25 protein-coding genes are annotated in these 25,812 nt (G+C 30.9%); 12 read left to right on the top strand and 13 right to left on the bottom strand.

The window, feature by feature from the left end:
• Positions 1 to 2: 2 nt before the first annotated feature.
• Complete coding sequence (gene hisC, locus E5R92_RS05280; protein ID WP_168607044.1) at positions 3 to 1,085, bottom strand: histidinol-phosphate transaminase; 1,083 nt, start codon at positions 1,083 to 1,085, stop codon at positions 3 to 5.
• Positions 1,086 to 1,276: 191 nt separating this feature from the next.
• On the opposite strand from hisC, the gene metX reads away from it, so the two are divergent.
• The 12 genes from metX (at position 1,277) to E5R92_RS05220 (ending at position 10,315) form a co-directional block, all read left to right on the top strand.
• Positions 1,277 to 2,395: a homoserine O-acetyltransferase MetX gene (metX, locus tag E5R92_RS05275; protein WP_168607043.1), complete on the top strand. Its 1,119-nt coding sequence runs from the start codon at positions 1,277 to 1,279 to the stop codon at positions 2,393 to 2,395.
• Between the two features lie 2 nt (positions 2,396 to 2,397).
• Positions 2,398 to 2,994, top strand: a complete 597-nt coding sequence (metW, locus tag E5R92_RS05270) for a methionine biosynthesis protein MetW (protein WP_168607042.1) — start codon at positions 2,398 to 2,400, stop codon at positions 2,992 to 2,994.
• A complete protein-coding gene (gene gloB / locus E5R92_RS05265; protein ID WP_168607041.1) occupies positions 2,995 to 3,714 on the top strand; it encodes a hydroxyacylglutathione hydrolase in 720 nt (239 codons plus the stop codon).
• Between the two features lie 64 nt (positions 3,715 to 3,778).
• Positions 3,779 to 4,183, top strand: a complete 405-nt coding sequence (gene rplU / locus E5R92_RS05260; protein ID WP_168607040.1) for a 50S ribosomal protein L21 — start codon at positions 3,779 to 3,781, stop codon at positions 4,181 to 4,183.
• Positions 4,184 to 4,194: 11 nt separating this feature from the next.
• On the top strand, positions 4,195 to 4,449 hold the full coding sequence (rpmA, locus tag E5R92_RS05255) for a 50S ribosomal protein L27 (protein ID WP_006997689.1): 255 nt from the start codon (positions 4,195 to 4,197) through the stop codon (positions 4,447 to 4,449).
• Between the two features lie 30 nt (positions 4,450 to 4,479).
• Complete coding sequence (gene cgtA, locus E5R92_RS05250) at positions 4,480 to 5,463, top strand: Obg family GTPase CgtA (protein ID WP_168607039.1); 984 nt, start codon at positions 4,480 to 4,482, stop codon at positions 5,461 to 5,463.
• Entirely contained in the window at positions 5,453 to 6,559 is a 1,107-nt protein-coding gene (proB, locus tag E5R92_RS05245; protein WP_168607038.1) for a glutamate 5-kinase, read from the top strand. Before cgtA ends, proB begins: the two co-directional genes overlap by 11 nt.
• Before the next feature lies 1 nt (position 6,560).
• Complete coding sequence (locus E5R92_RS05240; protein ID WP_168607037.1) at positions 6,561 to 7,811, top strand: glutamate-5-semialdehyde dehydrogenase; 1,251 nt, start codon at positions 6,561 to 6,563, stop codon at positions 7,809 to 7,811.
• Positions 7,792 to 8,334, top strand: a complete 543-nt coding sequence (gene nadD / locus E5R92_RS05235) for a nicotinate (nicotinamide) nucleotide adenylyltransferase (protein WP_168607036.1) — start codon at positions 7,792 to 7,794, stop codon at positions 8,332 to 8,334. Before E5R92_RS05240 ends, nadD begins: the two co-directional genes overlap by 20 nt.
• A 17-nt stretch (positions 8,335 to 8,351) precedes the next feature.
• A complete protein-coding gene (rsfS, locus tag E5R92_RS05230; protein ID WP_168607035.1) occupies positions 8,352 to 8,702 on the top strand; it encodes a ribosome silencing factor in 351 nt (116 codons plus the stop codon).
• Positions 8,699 to 9,838 (top strand): S41 family peptidase, encoded by a 1,140-nt coding sequence (locus E5R92_RS05225; RefSeq protein WP_168607034.1) that lies wholly within the window; start codon positions 8,699 to 8,701, stop codon positions 9,836 to 9,838. Before rsfS ends, E5R92_RS05225 begins: the two co-directional genes overlap by 4 nt.
• Positions 9,839 to 10,315, top strand: coding sequence for an RNA pyrophosphohydrolase (locus tag E5R92_RS05220; protein ID WP_168607033.1), 477 nt, complete (start codon positions 9,839 to 9,841; stop codon positions 10,313 to 10,315).
• Here the strand turns inward: E5R92_RS05220 and atpC are convergent.
• The 12 genes from atpC to mdh all read right to left on the bottom strand — a co-directional run bounded on the left by atpC (position 10,308) and on the right by mdh (position 25,807).
• Positions 10,308 to 10,700: an ATP synthase F1 subunit epsilon gene (gene atpC / locus E5R92_RS05215; RefSeq protein WP_018413613.1), complete on the bottom strand. Its 393-nt coding sequence runs from the start codon at positions 10,698 to 10,700 to the stop codon at positions 10,308 to 10,310. The genes E5R92_RS05220 and atpC overlap by 8 nt on opposite strands.
• A complete protein-coding gene (gene atpD / locus E5R92_RS05210; RefSeq protein ID WP_168607032.1) occupies positions 10,700 to 12,118 on the bottom strand; it encodes a F0F1 ATP synthase subunit beta in 1,419 nt (472 codons plus the stop codon). The genes atpC and atpD overlap by 1 nt, the downstream gene beginning before the upstream one ends.
• A 2-nt stretch (positions 12,119 to 12,120) precedes the next feature.
• Positions 12,121 to 12,996: a F0F1 ATP synthase subunit gamma gene (locus E5R92_RS05205; RefSeq protein WP_168607031.1), complete on the bottom strand. Its 876-nt coding sequence runs from the start codon at positions 12,994 to 12,996 to the stop codon at positions 12,121 to 12,123.
• Positions 12,997 to 12,999: 3 nt separating this feature from the next.
• Complete coding sequence (gene atpA / locus E5R92_RS05200) at positions 13,000 to 14,535, bottom strand: F0F1 ATP synthase subunit alpha (protein WP_168607030.1); 1,536 nt, start codon at positions 14,533 to 14,535, stop codon at positions 13,000 to 13,002.
• Complete coding sequence (gene atpH, locus E5R92_RS05195) at positions 14,536 to 15,093, bottom strand: ATP synthase F1 subunit delta (protein WP_168607029.1); 558 nt, start codon at positions 15,091 to 15,093, stop codon at positions 14,536 to 14,538. It lies immediately after the preceding gene.
• 110 nt (positions 15,094 to 15,203) lie between these two features.
• Entirely contained in the window at positions 15,204 to 17,159 is a 1,956-nt protein-coding gene (priA, locus tag E5R92_RS05190; RefSeq protein ID WP_168607028.1) for a replication restart helicase PriA, read from the bottom strand.
• A gap of 22 nt (positions 17,160 to 17,181) precedes the next feature.
• Positions 17,182 to 18,582 (bottom strand): dihydrolipoyl dehydrogenase, encoded by a 1,401-nt coding sequence (gene lpdA / locus E5R92_RS05185; protein ID WP_168607027.1) that lies wholly within the window; start codon positions 18,580 to 18,582, stop codon positions 17,182 to 17,184.
• Positions 18,583 to 19,860: a 2-oxoglutarate dehydrogenase complex dihydrolipoyllysine-residue succinyltransferase gene (gene odhB / locus E5R92_RS05180; RefSeq protein ID WP_168607026.1), complete on the bottom strand. Its 1,278-nt coding sequence runs from the start codon at positions 19,858 to 19,860 to the stop codon at positions 18,583 to 18,585. It lies immediately after the preceding gene.
• A 2-nt stretch (positions 19,861 to 19,862) separates the two neighbouring features.
• Entirely contained in the window at positions 19,863 to 22,769 is a 2,907-nt protein-coding gene (locus E5R92_RS05175; RefSeq protein WP_168607025.1) for a 2-oxoglutarate dehydrogenase E1 component, read from the bottom strand.
• A 34-nt stretch (positions 22,770 to 22,803) separates the two neighbouring features.
• Positions 22,804 to 23,679 (bottom strand): succinate--CoA ligase subunit alpha, encoded by an 876-nt coding sequence (sucD, locus tag E5R92_RS05170; protein WP_168607024.1) that lies wholly within the window; start codon positions 23,677 to 23,679, stop codon positions 22,804 to 22,806.
• A 1-nt stretch (position 23,680) separates the two neighbouring features.
• Positions 23,681 to 24,841, bottom strand: coding sequence for an ADP-forming succinate--CoA ligase subunit beta (gene sucC / locus E5R92_RS05165; protein ID WP_168607023.1), 1,161 nt, complete (start codon positions 24,839 to 24,841; stop codon positions 23,681 to 23,683).
• A 3-nt stretch (positions 24,842 to 24,844) separates the two neighbouring features.
• Entirely contained in the window at positions 24,845 to 25,807 is a 963-nt protein-coding gene (gene mdh / locus E5R92_RS05160; RefSeq protein WP_168607022.1) for a malate dehydrogenase, read from the bottom strand.
• Positions 25,808 to 25,812 lie beyond the last annotated feature (5 nt).

Raw genomic sequence — 25,812 nt, 5'->3', positions numbered from 1 at the left:
ATTTAATTAAAGATAGCCTTGATTGTTGTTATGAATCTCATATTCTCTTTTTTTGACCCAATTGTTAATCTTAATTTGTTTTTAATATTATATCCATCCTCTGTAGATCTTAATATAATTCCTTTTAACTGCAGTTTGTTAAAAATATAATTAGCTGAAAATTTACATTTATCAAAATTTAATAGTAAAAAATTAGCCGTTACTTCATTTGAAAAAATTTTTAGTTTTTCTAAAACATTTCTAACTTTATTTGCTTCCGTAATATTGTGTTTCACAGATAAATTAATAAATTTTCTATCTTTTAAAGCTTCTATTGCTGCCATCTGTGCAACTTGATTTACATTAAATGGAGGTCTAATTAAATTCATTGCAGATATAATTTTTTTTGGCCCATGACCCCAGCCAACTCTTAAGGAGGCCAGTCCATATATTTTTGAAAATGTTCTTATCACAACAACATTATCCTTATTTTTAAATAAGTCTAAACCAGATTTATAATCTTTATTTTTCATATATTCAAAATATGCATCATCTAAAACTAGTAAAATTTTTTTATTTAATTTCATTCTTAGGTCTATTAATTCTGCTCTAGTTAAGTATGTTCCTGTTGGGTTATTAGGATTAGCAATAAATACGAGCTTGGTTTTTCTTGTTACTTTCTTGATAATTTCATTTATCGAAGCTTTAAAATTTTTTTCCTTAGAAAAAACAACTTTTGCCCCCACTATTTGTGCGTATATCCTGTACATTAAAAAGCTATATTGAGGAACGATCACTTCATCAGAGGGTTTTAAGTATAACTGACAAATCATTTGAATAATTTCATCTGACCCTGCACCACAAATTATCCTCTCTAAATCACACTTAAATTTCTTTGAAATTTCTTTTCTTAAGTTTTTTGCTTTGCTGTCTGGATACTTCGATATTAACAATTCTTTATTCTGTAAAATTTTCTTTACTCTTGGACTTACACCAAGGGCTGACTCATTTGCTGATAATTTTATAATATTACGTATTTTTGCTATATTTGACTTACCTGGTTTATAAGCCTCTATCTTGAATTTTTTAAATTTTGGAACTGTCATTTTATTAATTTAATTTACCTTATAAATAAAATATTATCCTTTCATATAGAATAAGTCATTTTTTAAAAAAATTGACATAAGAAATGCTATCTAGTACAAAAAATATGCGCTGATTTAACTGAATTGCGAGCGCTTAAAAAAAACCGCTAAATAAGTTTTTTTGTCTCACAATTCAAATTTAGCTAATACTTATGAATAAAAATGTGAATATAAAAAATGTTATAATTGATAAACCATTAAAATTAGATTGTGGCCAAACTATCAATAATTATTCTCTTGCTTATGAGACTTATGGCTCTCTAAATGAGAATAAAGATAATGCTATTCTTATTTTTCATGCTTTGACTGGTGATCAATTTGTATCTGGAATAAATCCAATAACTAAAAAAGAAGGTTGGTGGTCCTATGCTGTTGGGTCTGGTAAAGCTATTGATACTGATAAATACTTTGTAATTTGTGCTAATGTTATTGGTGGGTGCATGGGTTCATTTGGTCCTAGTGATATTAATCCTGATACCAATAAAAAATATGGTACCACTTTTCCAGTCATTACTATTAATGATATGGTTAATGCACAATTTAATCTCTTAAATTTTTTTAATATTGATAAATTATTTGCTGTTATGGGTGGATCAATGGGTGGCATGCAGACACTTCAGTTCGTTAATAACTTCCCTGATAAAGCAAAAGTTGCTATTCCAATAGCTTGTACAGCTAGTCATTCAGCACAAAACATTGCTTTTAATGAACTTGGTAGACAATCAATTATGGCTGATGCTAATTGGGAAAATGGTGATTATTCCAATCAAAATAAAAATCCTAATAAAGGATTGTCTGTTGCAAGAATGGCTGCACATATAACTTATTTATCTAAAAACGGTCTTCAGGAAAAATTTGGAAGGAAGTTGCAAGAAAGAGATGATCTGAAATTTGGTTTTGATGCTGACTTTCAAATAGAAAGCTATTTAAGATATCAAGGATCTGTATTTGTTGATAGATTTGATGCCAATAGCTACCTATATATAACTAGAGCCATGGACTATTTTGATCTAATCAAAGAACATCACGGTAATTTATCTAAAGCATTCGAAAAAACTAAAACTAAGTTTCTTATTATATCTTTTACTTCTGATTGGCTTTATCCAACATCAGAAAACAAAGAGATTGTTATAGCCTTAAATGCCATAGGTGCTGATGTCGGATTTGTTGAAATTGAATCTGACAAAGGACACGATTCATTCCTTTTAAAAGTTCCTAAGTTTTTAAATACTCTAGGTGATTATATTAAAACAGCTTATTCTAAAAATTAAACATGAAACAAGAATTCAAAATAATCTCTGATCTAATTGAAAAAAATACTAGAGTTTTAGATGTGGGATGTGGAGATGGCATATTAATGGAATATCTTAAGTATAATAAAAAAATAGACATAAGAGGAATAGAAATATCAAAAGACAATGTTCAAAAATGTTTATCAAAAGGACTAACAGTTATTGAAGGGGATGCAGAAAAAGATCTATTGCAATTTCCTGACAGTTCCTTTGATTTTGTTATTTTAAGTCAAACATTACAAGCATTTTTAAATCCTGAAATAGTTATCAAAGAGCTATTGAGAGTTGGCAAAAAAGCAATTGTTACAATACCTAATTTTGGTTTTTGGAAGGTTAGACTTCACCTATTAATTAAAGGAACCATGCCAATTACAAAAAATCTACCTGATGAGTGGTATAATACTCCCAATCTTCATATGTGTACCATAAAAGATTTTTATAATTTTTGTGAAAATAGAAAAATTAAATTAGATAAGTCATCAGCTCTGCATAATGAAAAAATATCTTCTATTAATAAACTTAATCTAAATACTAAAAATTTATCAGCAGAGCTGGGTATTTTTTTAATTGAGAGTTAAATGGAAATTCAAATAATACCCTGTCTACAAGATAATTATTCTTATCTAATTATTGATAATGCTAAAAATATTGCATGTGTGATAGATCCAAGTGAAGCAAAACCTGTTATCAAATATTTGGAAGATAGAAATATACATTTAAAATATATATTAAATACACATCATCATTATGATCACGTGGGGGGCAATAAAGAATTAAAAGAAAGATATGGAGCTAGTGTTATTGGATATAAAGGAGACAAAGATAGAATTCCAGAAATAGATATACTTGTTGACGATCAGGACATGTGGCACGAAGAAAATTTCCAAGCTAAAATATTTCATATACCTGGTCATACTCTTGGTCATATATGTTTTTATTTTTATAATGAAGAGTCTATTTTTACCGGAGACACTCTCTTTTCACTTGGTTGTGGCAAGATTTTTGAGGGAACATGCTCACAGATGTATAATTCATTAATGAAAATAAAAGCTATGCCAGAAAAAACTAAGATCTATTGTGGACATGAATATACCAAACAAAACTCTAAATTTTGTATTACTCATGACGGAGATAATGAAAAGCTAAAAATTAAGATTAAGCAAATAGATGAAAAATTAAAAAAAAACCTACCTACTATTCCATCTACGATTAAAGAGGAATTGGAGTGCAATATTTTTCTTAGATCTAGTACAGAGGAAAACTTTTCAAAATTGAGAGATTTAAAGGACAATTTTTAGCTTATTCGCACTTGACTATAATAGGTCCCCGACTATATTGCTGATTATAAAAACAGATTAAACAATGTCATACGCAATAATACAAACAGGTGGAAAACAGTACAAAGTAAAAGCTGGTGAAATCCTTAAAATTGAGAGATTAGAGGATTCTAAACCTGAAACTAAAATTGAATTCAAAGAAATCCTAGCTTATGGAGATGATAAAACTATTGAGGTTGGCTCTCCAGTAGTTGAAGGTGCAAAAGTTGAAGCTGACCTTGTAGAAAATGGTAAAAATAGAACTGTTTTAATATTTAAAAAAAGAAGAAGACAAAACTCAAGAAGAAAAAATGGTCATAGACAACAGTACTCATTAATTAGAATTAGCAAAATTTTTTCAAAAGATGGTAAAGTTTTATCAGAAGCAGAAAAAATGGTAAAACCAACTAAAAAAATTGAAAAAGTTAAGGCTGAAGTAGCAAGTAAATAAACTAGGTAATTATGGCAACAAAAAAAGCTGGTGGATCATCGAGAAACGGACGAGATAGTGCTGGGCGTAGACTTGGCGTTAAAAAATATGGTGGTGAAGTAGTAATTCCTGGAAACATAATTGTAAGACAAAGAGGCACAAAAATTTTCCCTGGAGAGAACGTGGGTATGGGTAAAGATCATTCAATTTTTTCTGTTGTTGAGGGAAAAGTTGTTTTTAAAAAGGGTAAATCAGATAGAACATTCGTTTCAGTAAAGCCCAATTAGTAGTACAACTAAAAAACTAAGAGTTGTATTATGAAGTTTCTAGATCAAGTTAAAATTTATGTAAAAGCAGGTAATGGAGGACATGGGTCTCCTAGCTTTCGTAGAGAAAAATTTATTGAATACGGAGGACCTGATGGTGGCGATGGAGGTAAAGGTGGCACCATATTTCTAAGATCAGAAAGAAACTTAAATACTCTTATCGATTATAGATTTCAACAACACCATAAAGCAGGAAGAGGAGTAAATGGTTCAGGACAAAATCGTACAGGTCATAGTGGAGAAGATTTATTTTTAAAAGTTCCAATAGGTACACAAGTTTTTGAAGAGGATAATAAAACCTTAATTTATGATTTTAAAAAAGAAGGTGAAGAATTTATTGTAGCTAATGGTGGTAAAGGTGGTCTTGGAAATACTAGATTTAAAAGTTCCACTAATAGGGCTCCAAAGAAATTTACTAAAGGTGCGCCTGGTGAAGAGTATGTAATCTGGCTTCAGTTAAAAACTATTGCTGATGTTGGTATTGTTGGATTGCCTAACGCAGGTAAATCAAGCTTACTAGCTTCCATTACAAATGCGATGCCTAAAATTGCTAACTATAAATTTACAACACTAAATCCAAATCTTGGTGTTGCAAGTTATGACGATAAGGAAATAACTCTAGCTGATATCCCTGGATTGGTTGAAGGTGCTCATGAAGGTATAGGTCTTGGTATTCAATTTTTAAAACACATAGAAAGATGCAAAACTTTAATGCATTTAATAGATATTACTGATGAAGACCTTGAAAATACGTATAAACAAGTTCGAAATGAGTTGGGGAGTTACAGTAAAGATTTACTAGAAAAAAAAGAGATAATTGTATTAAATAAGACAGACTTATTAGAGGAAGAAGAAGTGAAAGAAATTTTAAAAAATTTTTCTAAAAATAGAGATTCTGAGGTAGTTACGCTCTCAACATTAGACAAAGGGTCAATATCCAAAATTAAAGCTAAATTACTATCCTATGTATCTTAAAGATTCTAAAATAATTATTATTAAGATTGGCTCGTCTTTATTGATAGATGATAAAAAGAAGGTAAGAAAAAAATGGCTGACTGAATTTGCTAAAGATATACAGGAATTAATAAAACAGAATAAAAAAATTATTATTGTAAGCTCTGGAGCGATAGCGATGGGTTGCAAAAAACTAAATATTAGCAAAAAAAACCTTAAGATTGATAAAAGTCAGGCTGTTGCATCTATTGGGCAAATTGAACTAATGAATTTATTTTCAGAAACATTTGTTAAATTAAAAATTAATATTTCCCAAATTCTTCTCACTCTAGAAGATACGGAACAAAGAAGAAGAGCCCTTAATGCAAAAAGAACTTTTGATAATTTATTTAAACTAGGCTTTGTACCAATAGTAAATGAAAATGACACTATCGCTACTTCAGAAATTAAGTATGGTGATAATGATAGACTAGCATCTCGTGTTGCACAAATATCAGGCGCAGACTCTCTTATATTACTTTCTGATGTAGACGGTCTTTATACACATAATCCAAAAATATATAAAAATGCAAAATTAATAAAAGAAATAAGAAATATAGATAAAGATATAGAAAAAATAGCCACTAAAAGTATTAGTGAGCATGGCACTGGTGGTATGAGAACTAAAATAGATGCTGCTAAAATCTGTCAATTATCAGGATGCCAAATGGTAATTGCAAATGGCTTGTTAAACCGACCCATTAAAAAAATAACAGATGAAAATAATTGTACATGGTTTTTACCTAAAGTTTCAAAATTAGATGCTAGAAAAAAATGGATTATCAGCTCTATTTCTCCTAAAGGTGCGCTGATTATTGATGATGGTGCAAAACAAGCGCTTTCAAATGGTAAAAGTTTATTAGCAGCAGGAATAAAAAAAGTATCTGGCCGATTTAGTAAAGGAGATCATATTAAAGTTTTAGATAAAAATAATTACGAATGCGCAAGAGGGCTTAGCTCTTTTTCATCTGATGAAATAGAAAAAATAATGGGTCACCACTCAAAAGAAATAGAAAAATTATTAGGATATATTTCAAAATCAGAAGTAATTCATAAAGATGATATAGTAGAGGTATAAAATGAGTAGATATATGAGTTTAATAGGTCAAAATGCAAGAAAAGCTTCACTTGATAGAGTTAATTCAAAAACTAAAAATAAAATTTTAAAAAGGTATGCTTTCTTATTAGACAAAGAAAAAAAAACCATACTTAAAGCTAATCAAAAAGATATTCAATTTGCTTTTAGCATGGGCTTAAAAAGTAATCTAATAGAAAGATTAACTATTAATGAAAAAAAATTAATAGGTATAAAAAATTCTATAGATAAAATTGCTAACTTAAAAGATCCAGTTAATGCCACTTTAGAAAAATGGCGTAGACCAAATGGTTTAACAATTAGCAGGGTGTCTATACCTATTGGTGTCATAGGTGTTATTTACGAAAGTAGACCCAACGTTACATCTGATGTTGCAAGTTTATGCTTCAAATCTGGAAATGCTGTAATTTTAAAGGGTGGCTCTGAGGCTATAAATACTAATAAGATTTTAGCAAAACTATTTCGAAAGTCACTTAAGGAAAATAGAGTGAATGAAAACTTTATTCAATTTATAGACTCTAAAGACAGAAAAATGGTCGACTTTATGCTTTCAAAAATGAAAGATTATATTGATGTAATAATACCTCGTGGTGGAAAAAATTTAGTAAAAAGAGTTCAACAATTTTCTAACGTCCCTATTATCGGTCACTTGGAAGGTGTTTGTCATACTTTTATTGATAAGGATGCCAATCTAAAGATGGCTACAAACGTTACCTATAATGCCAAACTAAGAAATACTAGTATTTGTGGGGCTACGGAAACAATTTTGATGCATGAAAAAATTGTTAAGAAATTCTGTAACCCAATTTTAAAAAAGTTAGAAGAAAATAACTGCAAAATTTATGGAGATCGTTTTTTTAAAAAATATTACAAAGGAAAAATTTATCCAGCAAAAGAAAAAGATTGGTCTACTGAATATTTATCAGCAGCAGTTTCTGTAAAAACAGTTAAAGATTGTGACGATGCCATTAGCCATATTAACAAATATGGAACTATGCACACTGACTCTATCATTACTAAAAATAGAAAAACTGCAAATAAATTCTTAAAAAATGTTAAAAGTTCAATAGCAATGCATAATACATCTACTCAATTTGCTGATGGTGGTGAATTCGGTTTTGGTGGTGAGGTTGGCATTTCGACAAATACTTTACCTCCACGAGGACCTGTTGGATTAGAGCAGCTCATTTCATACAAATACGAAATTATTAGTAATGGCAAAACCAGAAAATAACTTAAAACAGAAAAAGACAAAAATTGGAATCTTAGGGGGAACTTTTGATCCTGCCCACAAAGGTCATTTAGAAATCTCTAAACAGGCTAAAAAAATATTAGAATTAAAAAATATTATATGGGCAATTACTAAACAAAACCCATTTAAAAATACAAGTAAAACAAATCTAAAAAGTAGAATAAAATTTGCAAAAAAATTCATTGGTAAAAATAATTTTATTAAAGTAAAATTTTATGAAGAAAAAGTTCTCTCCAATAAAACAATCGACCTCATCAATTATTTAGATAAAGATAAAAAATTTGAGATCTATTTTATTATGGGTGCAGATAATCTAATCAATTTTCATAAATGGTATAAATGGAAATCCATTATAAAAAAATGCAATCTGCTTGTATTTGATCGACAGGGATATAAAGCTAAATCGCTAAAGTCTGTGACCTTTAATGGTATAAATAAAAATAAATTATCTTTTATTAATTTTAAAAAGGTTAATATTTCATCTTCTCAATTAAGAAAAATTTGATAAGGTTAAATGTATTAATGGAAAAAAACATAGACCTTAAAGATTTAATCCTAAACACCTTAGATTCCAATAAAGCCCTAGATATTATTTCAATAGATCTTAAAAATAAAAGTTCAATGGCTGACTATATGATTATAGCAAGTGGAACTTCTTCTAGACATATTCAAGCTTTATCTGAAATGGTGCTAGAAAAATTAAAGACCAATGGAGTAAAAAATTCTAAGATTGAAGGAAAAGAAAGTAGTGACTGGAAATTAGTTGATGGTATAGACTTGATTGTTCACATATTTCATCCTGATAAAAGAAAATTTTATGAATTAGAAAAAATATGGTCAGAAATCATTCCTAAAGAAAAAGTAATGATATGATTTTGACCAAAAGATTTTTTATTTTTTTTATAATACTATTATTTACTTTTCAAAAAAGTTTTTCTGAAAATACTGACTTATATAAAAAAATTGATTTGTTTGGTGAGGTGCTTGAAAAAATTAGCAAAGAATATGTTGATGAGGTAGATCAATCAAAAAGTATGGATTCAGCCATAAATGGTTTATTGCAATCTCTTGATCCCTATTCCGCATATATGACGCCAGAAAGTTTTGAGGGTATGCAAACTGAAACTAGTGGAGAGTTTGGTGGGCTTGGTATTGAAGTTGGTATGGAAGCAGGTGTTGTAAAAGTGATATCACCAATAGATAATACTCCAGCATCAAAAGCAGGATTAAAAGCTGGTGATTATATTGTAAAAATTAATAATACTCAGGTTCAAGGCAAAACATTAATGCAAGCAGTAGACTTAATGAGGGGACCTGTTGGATCGAGTATTGAAATAACAGTTAGAAGAAGAGGTGTAAAAAAAGCATTAACCTTTAATATAACGAGAGAGGTTATTCAGGTTCAATCTGTAAAATCTGAACTTATAGATAATAACATTGGCTATATAAGACTAACTTCCTTCAACGAAAATAGTAGTGAACAAATTAAAGAAAAGATTAATAAATTAAATAAAAATAAAGATCTAAAGGGATATATCTTAGATTTAAGAAATAACCCTGGTGGCTTGCTTTCTCAGGCAATTAAAATTTCAGACTTTTTTTTAGATAATGGTGAGATTGTATCGACAAGAAGTCGACAAGCCTCAGAAAATCGAAAATGGTTTGCTAAAAAAGGTGATCTAACAAATGGTAAAACACTAATTATACTTATTAACTATGGATCAGCGTCGGCATCAGAAATAGTAGCAGGTGCATTAAAAGATCATAAAAGAGCTATTATACTTGGAGAAAATAGTTATGGAAAAGGTTCTGTACAATCAATAATCCCTTTAAAAAATAGAGGTGCTATTAGATTAACAATTGCAAAATATTATCTCCCTTCAGGAAAATCTATTTCCGAAGTAGGTGTAACACCTGATATAGAAGTTACAGAAGGTTCAGATGATTTTAAATTTAATTCTGAAACCGATAATCAACTGAATTTTGCAATAAAATTACTCAACGGATAAATGTCAAATAGTAAAGTAAATTTACCTCTTAGAAGTGGAGTTGGAATTGTTGTGCTAAACAAAGATAATAAAGTTTTTGTTGCAAGAAGAATTGATAATAAAAAAAATTTTTGGCAGATGCCCCAAGGTGGTGTTGATAAGGGTGAGGACTACTTAACTGCTGCTTACAGAGAGTTAGAAGAAGAAACTAGTATAAAAAATGTTGAACTAATTAAAGAGTGTGATGGATTAATCTCTTATGAATTACCAAAAAACTTATTAGGCATAATTTGGAATGGTAAGTATAGGGGTCAGGAACAAAAGTGGTTTATAATGAAATTCTTAGGGCAAGATAACGAGATTGATATTAAGACTAAACATCCTGAATTTTGTGAATGGAAATGGATTGATCTTGAGAATATAACTGACCTAGTTGTAGACTTTAAGCTGCATGTGTACAAAGATGTTAAAGAAAAAGTAAAAGAAATTCTTAATTAAGAGTTTTTAGGACATCAATTTTTTGATCAACTAAGTATTTATTTTGATCCGTAATGTCACTATTTTTTGAATTTTCTTCTGCTTGAGCAAGTAATTCGCTAATTTTATCTTTATCAATATCTTTAATATTAAAAATAGAACTTGTTAGAACTGATAAATTATTATTTTTAAATTCAACAATTCCATCCTCAACATAGTAATTATCCTCTCCTGATTTAGAAAAGATTTTAATAATCCCTGGCTTTAGGAATGAAATAATTGAGATATGGTCCTTTAAAATCCCCATTTCTCCCTCAAAAGCAGGTACAACAACTTCTGTTACATCTTCTTTTGAAAGAAAAGATTTTTCTGGGTTTACAATTTCTATTTTGAACTCTTCACTCATTATGCGGCAGCATCTTTCGCCATTTTTCCTGCTTTTTCTACAGCTTCTTCAATTGTACCCACCATATAGAATGCAGCTTCTGGTAAATGATCATACTCACCATTACATATTGCAGCAAAACCTTTAATTGTAGATTCTAAATCTACTAATTTTCCTGGAGAACCAGTAAAGACTTCAGCAACAAAGAAAGGTTGTGATAAAAATCTTTGTATTTTACGCGCTCTAGCTACCGTTAATTTATCTTCTTCAGATAATTCATCCATTCCTAAAATCGCAATAATATCTTGTAGTGATTTGTAAGTTTGAAGAATTTTTTGCACTTCTCTGGCAACTCTGTAATGCTCATCTCCAACTATTCTAGGATCTAAAATTCTAGAAGTAGAATCTAGAGGGTCAACTGCTGGATAAATTCCAATTTCAGCTATCTGTCTTGATAATACAGTTGTCGCATCTAAGTGAGCAAAAGATGTAGCGGGTGCCGGGTCAGTTAAGTCATCTGCTGGTACATAAATCGCTTGCACAGATGTAATGGAACCCTTGTTGGTAGTTGTAATTCTTTCTTGAAGGTTACCCATGTCTGTTGCAAGTGTAGGCTGATATCCAACTGCTGAAGGAATTCTTCCTAATAGTGCAGAAACTTCTGAGCCTGCTTGAGTAAATCTAAAGATGTTATCAACAAAGAATAATACATCTTGTCCTTCTTGATCTCTGAAATATTCAGCCACAGTTAAGCCTGTTAAGGCAACTCTTGCTCTAGCTCCTGGGGGTTCATTCATTTGACCATACACTAGTGCAGCTTTTGATCCTGGACCTTCTGGCTTAATAACACCTGAGTCTATCATTTCGTGATAAAGATCATTTCCTTCTCTAGTTCTTTCACCAACACCAGCAAAGACAGAAAATCCACCATGAGCTTTTGCTACGTTATTAATTAATTCCATAATAAGTACTGTCTTACCAACACCCGCACCTCCAAATAAACCAATTTTTCCTCCTTTGGCGTATGGTGCTAATAGATCAACTACTTTGATTCCTGTAACTAGAATTTCTGTCTCTGTTGACTGATCACTAAATTCAGGTGCAGATCTATGAATTGGCCATTTTTCTTTTGTTTTAACTTCACCTTTTTCATCGATAGGTTCACCTATTACATTTATAATTCTTCCTAAAGTTTCTGGACCAACTGGAACTTGAATAGGAGCACCTGTTGCAGTTACCTCGTCTCCTCTTTTTAATCCTTCAGTAGCATCCATTGCAATTGTTCTTACACTTGATTCACCAAGGTGCTGGGCAACTTCTAAAACTAGTCTGTTGTCTCCATTTTTACATTCTAATGCTGATAAAATTTCTGGTAATTCTCCATCAAATTTTACGTCTACTACTGCTCCAATGATCTGTGTGATTTTTCCTTTGCTCATAATTATAAACTTTCCGCTCCTGATATGATTTCAATTAGTTCTTTTGTAATAGCTGCTTGACGACTTCTATTATACTCAATAGTTAGCTTGTCAACCATTTCACCTGCGTTACGGGTTGCATTATCCATAGCACTCATTCTTGAGCCCTGTTCGCTAGCTGAATTTTCTAACATCGCTTTAAAAATCTGAGTAGATATATTTTTAGGCAATAAATTGCTTAAAATTTCATCTTCATCTGGTTCAAATTCATAATTATCCTCAGAAGAATTTTCTTCTGCTTCAGATGTTTTTAAAGGAATTATTTGTTGTTCTTGAGGTATCTGAGTGATTACATTTTTAAATTTATTATAAAAAATTGTACACACATCAAATTCTTCTTTTTCAAAGTTTTCAATTATCATTTTTCCTACTTTTTCAGCATCTAGATAATTGATAGTTTTTGAGTCTTTAAAAGATATTCTCTCTACGATATCATCTTTATAAACTCTTTTTAATTGATCATACCCTTTAGATCCAACGGTTATAATTTTTAAAGTTTTTCCCTCATCAGATATTTTTTGAAAATATGCTTTGGCTTTTTTAATAATATTTGTATTAAAACCACCACATAGACCACGATCAGATGTTAACACAATACATAAATGCACCTTATCTTCACCTGTTCCAGAAAGAAGTTTAGGAGCATTTTCCTTATCAGAAATACCACTAGATAAATTAAGAATAATGTTATTCATTTTTTCAGAATAAGGTCTTCCCTTTTCGGCATTTTCTTGTGCTCTTCTAAGTTTAGCAGCCGCAACCATTTTCATGGCTTTGGTAATTTTTTGTGTAGACTTTACACTCGCTATTCTTTTTTTTAAGTCGTCTAGTGTTGCCATATTTTAAGAATTAAAGTTCTTCTTAAGTTCCATGATAGTTTCAACTAACAATTTTTCAGTATCTTCTTCAAGTTTACCTGTACTTAAAACAGACTCTAAAATTTCTGGTTTTTCAGATTTACATTTTTCAATAATCTTAGATTCAAACTCAGCAATATCTTTAAGCTCTACATCATCTAAATAACCTTTAACTCCACAGAAAACTGAAATTACTTGCTCAGCAACTGTCATAGGGGAATATTGTTTTTGTTTTAAAAGTTCAGTAAGTTTTGAACCTCTATTTAAAAGTTTTTGTGTTGATGCATCTAAATCAGATCCAAATTGTGCAAAGGCAGCCATCTCTCTATATTGAGCAAGCTCCAGCTTCATGGAGCCAGAAACTTTTTTCATTGCTTTTGTTTGGGCTGCAGATCCAACTCTAGAAACTGATAGACCTACGTTAATCGCTGGTCTAATTCCTTGGTTAAATAATTCTGTTTCAAGAAATATTTGACCATCTGTAATTGAAATAACGTTAGTTGGAATAAAGGCTGATACGTCTCCACCTTGCGTTTCAATTATAGGAAGAGCGGTTAACGAACCTCCGCCATGCTCATCACTAAGCTTGGCTGCTCTCTCAAGTAATCTACTGTGTAAATAAAATACATCTCCCGGATAAGCTTCTCTTCCTGGAGGTCTTCTTAATAAAAGTGACATTTGTCTATAAGCTACAGCCTGTTTAGATAAATCATCATAAATGATTAATGCATGCATACCATTATCTCTATAGTATTCACCCATAGTGCAGCCTGTATATGGTGCTAAAAACTGAAGCGGCGCTGCATCTGAAGCAGTAGCAGCAACAATAGTTGTATATTCCATTGCACCAGCTTCTTCTAAGGTTTTTTGAATTTGTCTAACTGTAGATCTTTTTTGACCTATAGCGACATAGATACAGTAAAGTTTTTGCTTCTCATCACCAGATTCATTTATTTTTTTCTGGTTAATGATTGCATCGATAGCAACTGCAGTTTTTCCAGTTTGTCTATCCCCAATAATTAATTCACGCTGTCCTCTTCCAACTGGAACTAGACTGTCAATTGATTTTAAGCCTGTTTGCATTGGTTCACTAACAGATTGTCTTGGAATAATTCCAGGAGCTTTTACCTCAACTCTACTTCTTTTAGTTGCTTTATCTAAAGCACCTTTGCCATCTATTGGATTTCCTAATCCATCAACAACTCTTCCTAATAATTCTTTTCCGACAGGTGTATCAACGATACTTCCTGTTCTTTTAACAACGTCACCTTCTTTAATTTTTCTATCATCTCCAAAAATTACAACTCCAACATTTTCGCTTTCTAAGTTTAGAGCCATTCCTTTTGATCCATCAGAAAATTCTACCATCTCTCCAGCTTGAACATTATCTAATCCGTACACTCTAGCAATACCATCTCCTACTGACAAAACTTGACCAACTTCAGTCACTTCTGCTTTATCGCCAAATTTTTTAATTTGCTCTTTTAATATTTTTGTTACTTCTGATGGGTTTATATCCATTTATGCCTCTATCATCCTATTTTCGATTTGTTGTAATTTATTTTTAATGGAAGTGTCCACCATTGTGCTTCCGACTTGCACAATCAAACCCCCAATTAAACTTGCATCGTGTTTGTAGTTTAATTTTATTTTTGAACTAAAGTTTTTAGTCAATTCTTCTTTTATATTGTTAATTTCATTTTCAGTAAGATCTTTTGCAGACGTTAATTCTGCTTTTAATTCACCTCTTTTAACTGAACATGTCTCAACAAAGCTTTTTAGAATTTTATCCACATAAAAGAATCTTCTTTTAGATATTAGAAAGCTTAAAAATTTAGTTAATAATTCATTTATTTTATATTGTTCTGAAATTTTACTTAGAGCATTCAATTGGTCTTCTTTGTTATTCGTTGGATCCTTAATTAAAGATTTAAAATCTTTACTTGAAGCAATTAAATTAATAATTGAAGCAGAATGAACCTCGATCTCACTTAAATTATTAGCTTCTACAGCTAATTCATAAAGTGCCAGGGAATACCTACCTGCCGATGTTTCAGAAAAACCTTTATTTTTGCTCAATTTATTGTTCCTTATAAATATTAGAAGATTTATTAAAATTTTGTTTTAATTAACATATGACTCCTAGCTCTTCAAGTCACACATTGTCTAAAAGTCTTGTTTTTTCTTTGTTAATTGAAGTTTATTGGGTCAACATCAACTGTTAGTTTCATTCCACCTGGAAATTTGAATTTTTCAATGATTTTTGAAAGGGAATTTTGAACTTTTAAAGATTTTCGACCCCTAATCAAAAGTCTTACTCTAAATCTTCTTTTTAATCTAAATATAGGAGCATTTACAGGACCAAGCACTCTACCATCAACAGCATTTTCTATAAAACTTTTAAATTTATAAGCTTCTTTTTCAAGTTCTTTTTCATTGTTACCAGTAATTATTAAGGCAATAAATCTTTGAAACGGTGGAAGATTATTTTTTCTTCTAATTTCAAGTTCTTTATCTAAAAATATATCAGGATCTTTATTAGTAATATCAGTAATCATTTTGGTATTTAGATTGTAAGTTTGAAAATAAACAGTTGCTGGTTTTCCTGTCCTACCTGCTCTTCCTGAAAGTTGATGATATAATTGTAGGTTTTTTTCAGCACCTCTTAAGTCGTGACCTTGTGATGATAAATCAATATCAACTACTACTATGCAATTTAAGCTTGGAAAATGAAATCCTTTAGAAATTAATTGAGTCCCAATTAAAATTTGGATTTCATTATTTATAATTTTTTCCAAAATATTTGAAGAACTTTTTTTATTCATTGTGTCACTGGAAAATATAGTTATTTCCTTAGTAGGAAAAATTTTTTTTACTTCTTCAGATATCCTTTCAACTCCAGGACCGCTAAAAATAAAATCACATTTACCCTCTTTAGAACAATCTCTATTTAGTAAAGCTTTGTATCCACAGTAGTGACACAATAAATTTTGTTTGTTTTTATGATATACCAAATTTATTGAACAATTTGGACATGAATAACTAGTAAAGCATTTTTTACATAATACATGTGGAGAAAATCCTCTTCTATTTAAAAAAAACAATACTTGGTCTTTTTTTTCAAGATGTAAGTTTACTTTTTCAATTGTTTCTTTAGATATCCAGGATTGAGACTCAAGTTTGAAATTATTTAGATTAATTATTTCATATTTTGGCAAAGATGCATTTAAATATCTTTGATCAAGTTTTGATAAAGTATATTTACCTTTTTTAATATTGTCATAGGTTTCAATAGATGGAACTGCAGTTATTAAATTGATTGGAATATTTTCAAAAGATGCTCTTGAAATTGCCATATCTCTTGCATTATAAGCTACACCCTCATCTTGTTTGTAAGATTGATCATGTTCTTCATCAACAATAATTAATCCTAGTTTTTTAAAAGGTAAAAATAATGAAGATCGAGCACCAATTACAACTTTAATTTTGTCATTTGCTATTCCACTCCAAATAATTTCTTTATTTTTTTTGGTAATGCCTGAATGCCATACGGCAGGCTTGAAACCAAAAAATTCTATAAATTTATTTTGAAATTGTCCTGTTAATCCAATTTCTGGTAATAGAATTAACCCTTGAAAACCTTTATTAATTATCTCTTTTAAAGCCTCAAAATAGACCATTGTTTTACCTGAACCTGTAGTGCCTTGTAAAACATGAACTCTAAATTTTTGATTTAATACATTCATTTTTTTTAATGAATTTTTTTGCTCTTTAGAAAGTTTTATTTCATTTTCTTTGATATCAATTTTGAATGCTTCATAAGCTTCAATTGGTAACTTTTCTATGGCACCACTACTTAATAATAATAATTTTAACGCCATACCTTTAGGTGTCATATTGTATTCTGAAAACCAGTTTAGGAATTTAACTATATTTTTCTTTAAAGGTGGAACATCTAATTTCCTCAAAACTTTTTTAATTGCAAAATTTTTATTTGTTTTTTTTTCAAAGTCATCCCACACGACTCCTGTTACCTCTGACTTTCCAAAGGGTACCACCACGTAGTCACCAACTTTTAAAGTTAAATCAGAATTGTAGGTGAAAGGATGATTAAAAATATTTGGTATAAGAATCGGTACTTTCATATCTTTATAATATGAAAATATTCTAAGAGTGTATTGCTCTTTTATCTACTGATAACGCTGCTTCTTTTACTGCTTCAGAAAATGTTGGGTGCGCATGACATGTTCTTGCAATATCTTCAGCGCTAGCACCAAACTCCATTGCAACTCCAATTTCCCCAATTAATTCACCTGCATGAGGTCCAATAATATGTGCTCCTAGAACTCTATCTGTTTTTTCATCAGCTAGAATTTTAACAAAGCCTTCTGCTTCATCAATTGCTTTGGCTCTTGAATTTGCCATAAATGAAAATTTACCAATTTTATATTTAGTATTTGCTTCTTTTAATTGTTCTTCTGTTTTCCCAATTGAAGCAACTTCTGGTGTTGTATAAACAACTCCAGGAATAATATCATAATTAACATGTCCTGATTGTCCTGCAATATTTTCTGCAACAGCAATACCTTCATCTTCAGCTTTGTGCGCTAACATTGGTCCTTCAATTACATCTCCAATAGCATACACATTCTTAATATTTGTTTGAAATGTTTTGTTAGTTTTAATTCTTTTCTTTTCATCTAGTTCAACACCAACTGCTTCTAAGTTTAAGTTGGTTGTGTTAGGTTTTCTACCAACAGATATAAGAACCACATCACAATCAAAATCTACTTTTTTTCCATCTTTATCTGATGTTGTCACTATAGCACCATTAGCATTTTTTTTAATTCCTTCTACTTTTGTCTGCATATGAAAATTAATTCCTTGTTTCTTTAATATTTTCATAAACTCTGTAGATATTTCTCTATCCATACCAGGAGTAATATGCTCTAAAAATTCAACTACATGTACTTCTGCACCTAATCTAGACCAAACAGACCCCATCTCTAATCCTATATAACCACCACCAACTACAACCATTTTTCTTGGAACCGATTGCAGAGTTAATGCACCTGTTGAAGATACAATTATTTTTTCATCAAATTCAATACCTGGTAATGCGACTGGAACTGACCCTGTACTAATTACTATTTTATCTGTTTCAATTATGGTTTCTTTTTTTTGATCATCTAATATTGAGATTTTATTTGCTGATTTAAAGCTTCCAGTGCCTTTAAAATAAGTGACTTTATTTTTTTTAAATAAAAACTCTACACCCTTAGTCAAAATTGTTACTGCTTTATCCTTATTTTGCATCATTTTTTGAAGATTAAGTTTTACCTCACCCACCTCAATGCCAAGTTTAGAGAAATTCTGTGCCTTATGATAATTTTCAGAAATATTTAATAAATTTTTAGAAGGTATACACCCAACATTTAAACAAGTTCCACCTAATGAGCCTCTTGATTCTATACATGCAGTTTTAAGTCCCAATTGTGCTAATCTTATTGCACACACATAACCTCCTGGACCACCACCTATTACAACTGCTTGAAATTTATCTGACATTTAAATATTTAAAAACAACCTTCTTGGATCCTCTAAGTTTTCTTTAACCATTTTTAAGAATGATACTGACTCTTTACCATCAATAATTCTGTGATCATAAGACAAGGCAAGATACATAATAGGTCTAATTTTAATTTCACCATCAACCACCATTGGTCTTTCAACTATATTATGCATACCTAACACACCAGATTGAGGTAAGTTTAATATTGGAGTAGATAGCATTGAACCATAAACTCCACCATTACTAATTGTAAAGGTTCCACCCTGAAGGTCTTCTATGGTTATTTTTCCATCTCTTGCTTTTTCAGAAATAGTTTTAATATTTTTTTCAATATCAGCAAATGATAATTGATCAGCGTCTCTTAATACTGGCACTACTAATCCCTTTTCAGTTCCTACTGCAAAGCTCATATTATAATAATTTTTATAAATAATTTCATCTCCATCAATTTCAGCATTAACTGATGGATACATTTTAAGTGCAGCAACACATGCTTTTATAAAAAATGACATAAACCCTAATTTAATTCCGTACCTGCTTTGGAAATCTTCCTGGTTCTCTTTTCTCATTTCCATTATGCCAGTCATATCAACTTCATTAAAAGTTGTTAATAATGCTGCATTTTCTTGTGCTTGTTTTAATCTTTTTGCAATTGTCTGTCTAAGCCTAGACATTTTAATTCTCTCTTCTTGACCATATTTAATTTTTCTTTCTGATGGCTGAGGGTTTTCTCCCATCATGCTAATTAGATCACCTTTAAGAATTCTACCCTCTTTACCAGAGCCACTAACTTTTTTTAAATCGATTTTATTTTCAACTGCCATTTTTCTTACAGCTGGTGAAAGTACTTCACTATTTTTATTTGAAGAATCGGTTTTTTCTTCTTTAGCTTCATTGGTTAGTATTAAAGGCTCTTCCTCTTCAGGTCCTTTAAAAACTTTAGGAACTTCTTTTTTAATTTCTAAATTAACTACATTATTTTCATTTTTTTTTGGTTCAATTTTTGTAATTATTTTTTTTTCAGATGGTTGAGTTCCATTTTGACTTATCATACCAAGCAGGGCTCCTACTTCTACTGTTTCACCATCTTTTGAATTTATTTCTGATAAAACTCCATCTATGGGAGATGGAACTTCTAAATTAACTTTGTCAGTTTCTAGTTCTACAATTGCTTCATCGGCTTCAACTGTGTCACCTTCATTTTTAAGCCATTTAGCAACCGTTGCCTCTGTTATGCTCTCACCCAAAACTGGTACTAAAATTTTTTCACTCATTTTTATTCAAAAACCTTGTTAATAATCTCTTGTTGTTGTGAAATGTGTCTTTTTGCATATCCTGTTGCTGGAGATGCATCTGGACTTCTTCCTATATAAGAAATTTTACTATTATTAGCGTTAATAGTTTCTAATGTCCATTGTATATAGTCTCTTACTGAGAACCATCCACCCATATTTTTTGGTTCTTCCTGGCACCAATAAAACTTAGCATTTTTCGCGTAAGGTTTAAGTTCCTTAACAAGAGTTTTTGCAGGAAATGGATATAGTTGTTCAATTCTGAACAATATTACATCATCTATTTTTAGTTTTTCTCTAGCATCTAATAAATCAAAATAAACTTTACCTGAACACATTATTACTTTTTTGATATCTGAAGCTTTTCTTAATTTTATAAAACCATTAGTTTTTGGGTCCACAGCATGGTCCCATAATATTCTATGAAATGAATTTTCTTTATTAAAATCTTCTAAGTTCGAAACACAATACTTGTTTCTTAATAAAGATTTAGGTGTCATCATGATTAATGGTTTTCTAAAATCTCTATGCATTTGTCTTCTTAGTGCATGAAAATAATTTGCAGGAGTAGTGCAATTCATTACTTGCATGTTGTCATTAGAGCATAATTGTAAAAATCTTTCTAAACGAGCCGATGAATGTTCAGGGCCTTGACCTTCATATCCATGTGGTAAAAGCATTACTAACCCTGATGCTCTTGTCCATTTTCTTTCTCCTGATGCAATAAATTGATCTATTACTACTTGTGCACCATTTGCAAAATCACCAAATTGTGCTTCCCACATTGTTAGAGTGTTTGGCTGAACTAAACTATAACCGTATTCAAAACCTAAAACTGCTAATTCTGACAAAAAGCTATCCACTACTTCAAACTGTTTTTGATTATTTGAAATATTATTTAATGGTACATATCGACTATTATCTAGCTGATTTCTTAAAACTGAATGTCTTTGACTAAAAGTTCCTCTACCAGAATCTTGTCCAACTAGTCTTACTGGATATCCCTCTTCTAATAAGGACCCAAATGCTAGCGCTTCAGCTGTTGACCAATCTATGCCCTTTCCATCTGACACTGCCAATCTTCTAGTATTTAAAATTTTAATTATAGTTTTATGTAAATTTAATCCTTCAGGTATTGAATTAATTTTTTCAGAAATTTCTAAAAGTTTTTTCTGGTCAAAACCACTTATGCCTCTTTTATCTTTTCCTTTTTCTGGTTTATATCTTGACCAGCTTCCCTCATACCACTCAATTTTTGGTTTATAATCTTTTGCATTTTTGTATTGATCATCTAGTAAATTTTTAAAATCAGTTTTAAAATTTTTAAGTTCACTTTCTGAAAGGGTATTTTCATTTATTAATTTGCTTCCATATACTTCTACTGGTGTAGGGTGTGATCTAATTTTTTTATACATTAGTGGTTGAGTAAATGAAGGTTCATCCCCTTCATTATGGCCAAACCTTCTGTAGCAGATTATATCAACCACAACGTCTCTGTTAAATTTTAGCCTAAATTCTGTTGCAACTCTTGTCGCATAAACAACGGCTTCTGGGTCATCACCGTTTACATGAAGTATTGGGGCATCTACCATTTTTGCAACATCCGATGGATATGGTGATGATCTTGCAAACCTTGGGCTTGTTGTAAAGCCTATTTGATTATTAACAATAAAATGAATTGTTCCCCCTGTATTATGTCCTGGTAAACCAGACATTGCGAAACATTCTGCAACAACACCTTGGCCAGCAAACGCTGCATCACCATGTATTAAAATGGGTAAAACTTTATTTCTATTTTTGTCTTCATGAAAAAATTGTTTTCCTCTGGTCTGTCCTAATACAACAGGATTGACCGCCTCTAAGTGTGAAGGGTTATCTGTAAGACCCACATGTATAGAATTTCCATCAAATTCTCTATCGGACGATGCTCCTAAATGGTATTTCACATCTCCCGCACCCTCTTCTCCAAATGCTTGTATGTCTCCTGCAAATTCATTGAATATTCTTTTATATGATTTTTGTAAAACGTTTGCTAGCACATTGAGTCTGCCTCTGTGAGACATTCCAATTTTAACTTCTTTAGCTCCTGATTGACCAGCAATTTTAATAATTTGCTCTAAAGCGGGGATTAAGCTTTCTCCTCCATCTAATCCAAATCTTTTTGTACCAACATATTTCGTATGTAAAAATTTTTCAAATCCTTCAGCTTGAATAAGTTTTTTTAAAATAGCTTCTTTACCATTTTTTGTGAATTGAAGAGAGTTCTCATCCTGTTCAATTCTATCTCTAAGCCATTTTCTTTCAGTTGGGTTTGATATATGCATATACTCATAACCAATTGGCCCACAATAAGTTTTATTCAAAAAACTTAATATCTCTTTTACAGTAGAGTGCTCTTTATTTATCACACCATCTAAATAAATTTTCTCATTATAATTTTCTTTTTTAAATCCATAATATTCAGGGTGTAATTCATCAAGATACTCTGTTTTCATCATTAGGAGTGGGTCAAGCTTTGCTAATAAATGTCCCCTTTGTCTATAGGCTCTAATTAGTGCAACAGCTCTAATGGAATTAACATTACTTTTGATTAAATCTTTTGAATTAACTTTTGCATCATTGCTTCCATTAGAAAGTTTTTTTTCATCTTCTTCAATCCTTTTTTCAATTTCATCAATATCAATTTTTTGTTTTACACTCCATGATGGTCCATTAATTTCCTTAGCGATCATACTTAAGTCTTCACTTATAACCTCAAAGTAATGCTGCCAACTTTCAGGGAGATCTTTGTCTTTATTAATAAATTTTAAATACATTTGTTCTATAAATGCACTATTTGATTTACTAAGAAATGACGTTTTTTCGAATTCGAGATTTTTTGATGATGACATCTATTTTATTGATATAATATCAGATAAATAATTTTCAATTAGATAATTTATTAAATAATGTTTTGCCTAGTTCAGATGGTGATTTTGCAATTGTGATCCCACATTCCTCCATTTTTTTAATCTTATCCTCTGCTCCACCCTTGCCACCTGAGATAATAGCTCCTGCGTGCCCCATAGTTCTTCCTGGGGGTGCTGTTATTCCAGCAACAAACCCAACCATAGGCTTTTTTATTTTATGATTTTTAACAAATTCAGCTGCTTCTTCTTCTGCAGAACCGCCAATTTCTCCTATCATAAGAATAGATTCCGTCTCATCATCTTTTAAAAATAAATCTAAACAATCAATAAAGTTTGTTCCATTTATTGGATCTCCACCAATACCTATACAAGTAGATTGCCCTAATCCATTTTCAGTTGTTTGTGCAACTGCCTCATAGGTTAAAGTTCCAGATCTTGAAACAATTCCCACAGAACCTTTCTTGTGAATATTTCCAGGCATAATTCCAATTTTACATTCATCAGGAGTAATTATTCCTGGACAATTAGGTCCTATCAATCTGCTTTTTGAATTATTTAGCTTTTGTTTAACACGAAGCATATCTTGAATTGGTATACCTTCAGTAATACAAACTATAAGCTCAATAGATGCATCAATAGCTTCTATTATAGCTGCTGCTGCAAATTTTGCTGGCACATAAATCATAGTTGCATCAGTACCAACTTCTTTTTTAGCTTCAGCTACAGTATTAAATACTGGACGTTCAAGATGTTTTTGTCCTCCTTTTTTGGGTGTTACTCCACCTACAAGATTTGTTCCATACTTTAATGCTTGTTCAGAATGAAAAGTTCCATGTGCACCTGTGAAACCTTGACATATAACTTTTGTATTTTTATTAATTAAAACTGACATTCTATTTTATAGCCTCTACTATTTTTTGTGCAGCATCATCTAAATTTTCTGCTGAAATTAATTTTAATCCTGAATGATCTAAAATTTCTTTTCCTTCTTTAAAGTTTGTTCCTGCAAGTCTAACTACCAATGGAACGCTTATGTTTATCTCTTTAGCAGCATCAACCACTCCTTGAGCAAGGACATCACATCTCATTATTCCACCAAAAATATTTATTAGTATGCCTTTAACGTTTTTATCTGAAAGAATTATTTTTAATGCAGCAGAAACTTTTTCTTTTGAAGCTCCACCACCAACATCTAGAAAATTTGCTGGCTCTTCTCCATATAATTTAATTATATCCATTGTAGCCATTGCTAAACCTGCTCCATTAACCATACAGCCAATGCTTCCATCTAATTTTATATAAGCAAGATCATGTTTGCTTGCTTCTATTTCTGCTGGATCTTCCTCATTTAAATCTCTTAACTCTATAATTTCAGGATGTCTAAATAGCGCGTTAGAATCAAAATTAACCTTTGCGTCTAAGCATATTATGTTTTTTTCTTTAGTTAATATTAGTGGGTTAACCTCAACCATATTGGCATCTGTCCCTAAAAACATATTATATACTGATTTAATTAGTGCTATTGCTTGCTTTTTAGTATCGTCAGTTAAGCTATAAATTTTAATTATTTTCTCACAATCAGAATCTGAGATTTCATTAACAATATCTACTTTTGTTGTTATAATTTTTTCAGGCGTTTTATCTGCAACCTCTTCAATATCCATTCCACCTTGATCACTTGAAATAAATACAATTTTTGAACTTGCTCTATCAATTAAGCATGATAGATAAAATTCTTTATCTATATTGGAAGATACTTCCACATATAATCTCTTTACCTCTCTACCTTCGGGACCAGTTTGATGTGTTACAAGTGTTTTTCCCAATAATTCTTTTGCAGCAACACTTAACTCTTCAATGGTATCTAAAATTTTTACACCTCCTGCTTTACCTCTTCCACCAGCATGGATTTGTGCTTTTAATACAAACTTTTCTGTTTTTAATGATTTTGCTTTTTTAATCAATTCATCAACCGTGAAAGCAAAAATACCTTCAGGCACAACTGCCCCATATTCTTTTAAGATTTTTTTTGCTTGGTGTTCATGGATGTTCATGATTTATTTAGACAAATCTGGGTCTATTTTTGATGCAGCTTCCCATAATGCTTTCACAGCATCTATCGAGTGCATAAATTCTTTTTTTTCTTTTTCATCCAAGTCTATTTGTTCTATTTTTTCAACACCATCTTTACCAATTATTACCGGTACACCTGCATAAACATCGCTAACACCATATTCTCCATTTAAATGAACTGCACATGGAAGTAATTTTTTTTCATCTTTTAAGTATGCTTCTGCCATTTGTACTCCTGAAGCTGCTGGTGCATAAAATGCAGAACCTTTTTCTAAATATTTAACAATCTCAGCTCCACCATCTCTAGTTCTTTGGTTAATTTCCTCTAATCTTTCTGGAGATATTTTTCCTTCTTTAACTAAGTCTAGTAATGGTTTACCTGAAACTTTTGTGAATCTTGGTAGGGGAACCATTGTGTCTCCATGACCTCCCATAACCATTGCCTCAATTTCTTTTACAGGAACGTTTAGCTCTAGAGATAAAAATAATTTAAATCTTGAGCTGTCTAAAATTCCTGCCATTCCAACTACTTTATTTGCTAGTAACCCAGAAAATTTTTGAAAGGCCATCACCATAACATCTAATGGATTTGTGATACATATAACAAATGCATTAGGTGCATTTTTTTTAATGCCTTCTGCTACTTGTTTAATAATTTTTAGATTAATACCCAATAAATCATCTCTGCTCATTCCTGGTTTTCTTGGAACTCCTGCAGTGATTATTATTACATCTGAATCTTTTATATCTTCATAATTGTCTGTACCTGAAAATTTCACATTAAAACCATCAACTGAGGAAGATTGAGCTATGTCTAGAGCTTTTCCTTTAGCTATGCCACTTGCAACATCAAATAGTACCACTTCATCAGCTACTTCTTTGGTTCCTATTAAGTGAGCAAGAGTGCCCCCAATTTGACCTGCTCCTATTAAAGATATTTTTTTCATTTTTT

The sequence above is a fragment of the Candidatus Pelagibacter giovannonii genome, assembly GCF_012276695.1.
Classification (GTDB): domain Bacteria; phylum Pseudomonadota; class Alphaproteobacteria; order Pelagibacterales; family Pelagibacteraceae; genus Pelagibacter; species Pelagibacter giovannonii.
This window is presented reverse-complemented; position numbering and strand designations above follow the sequence as displayed.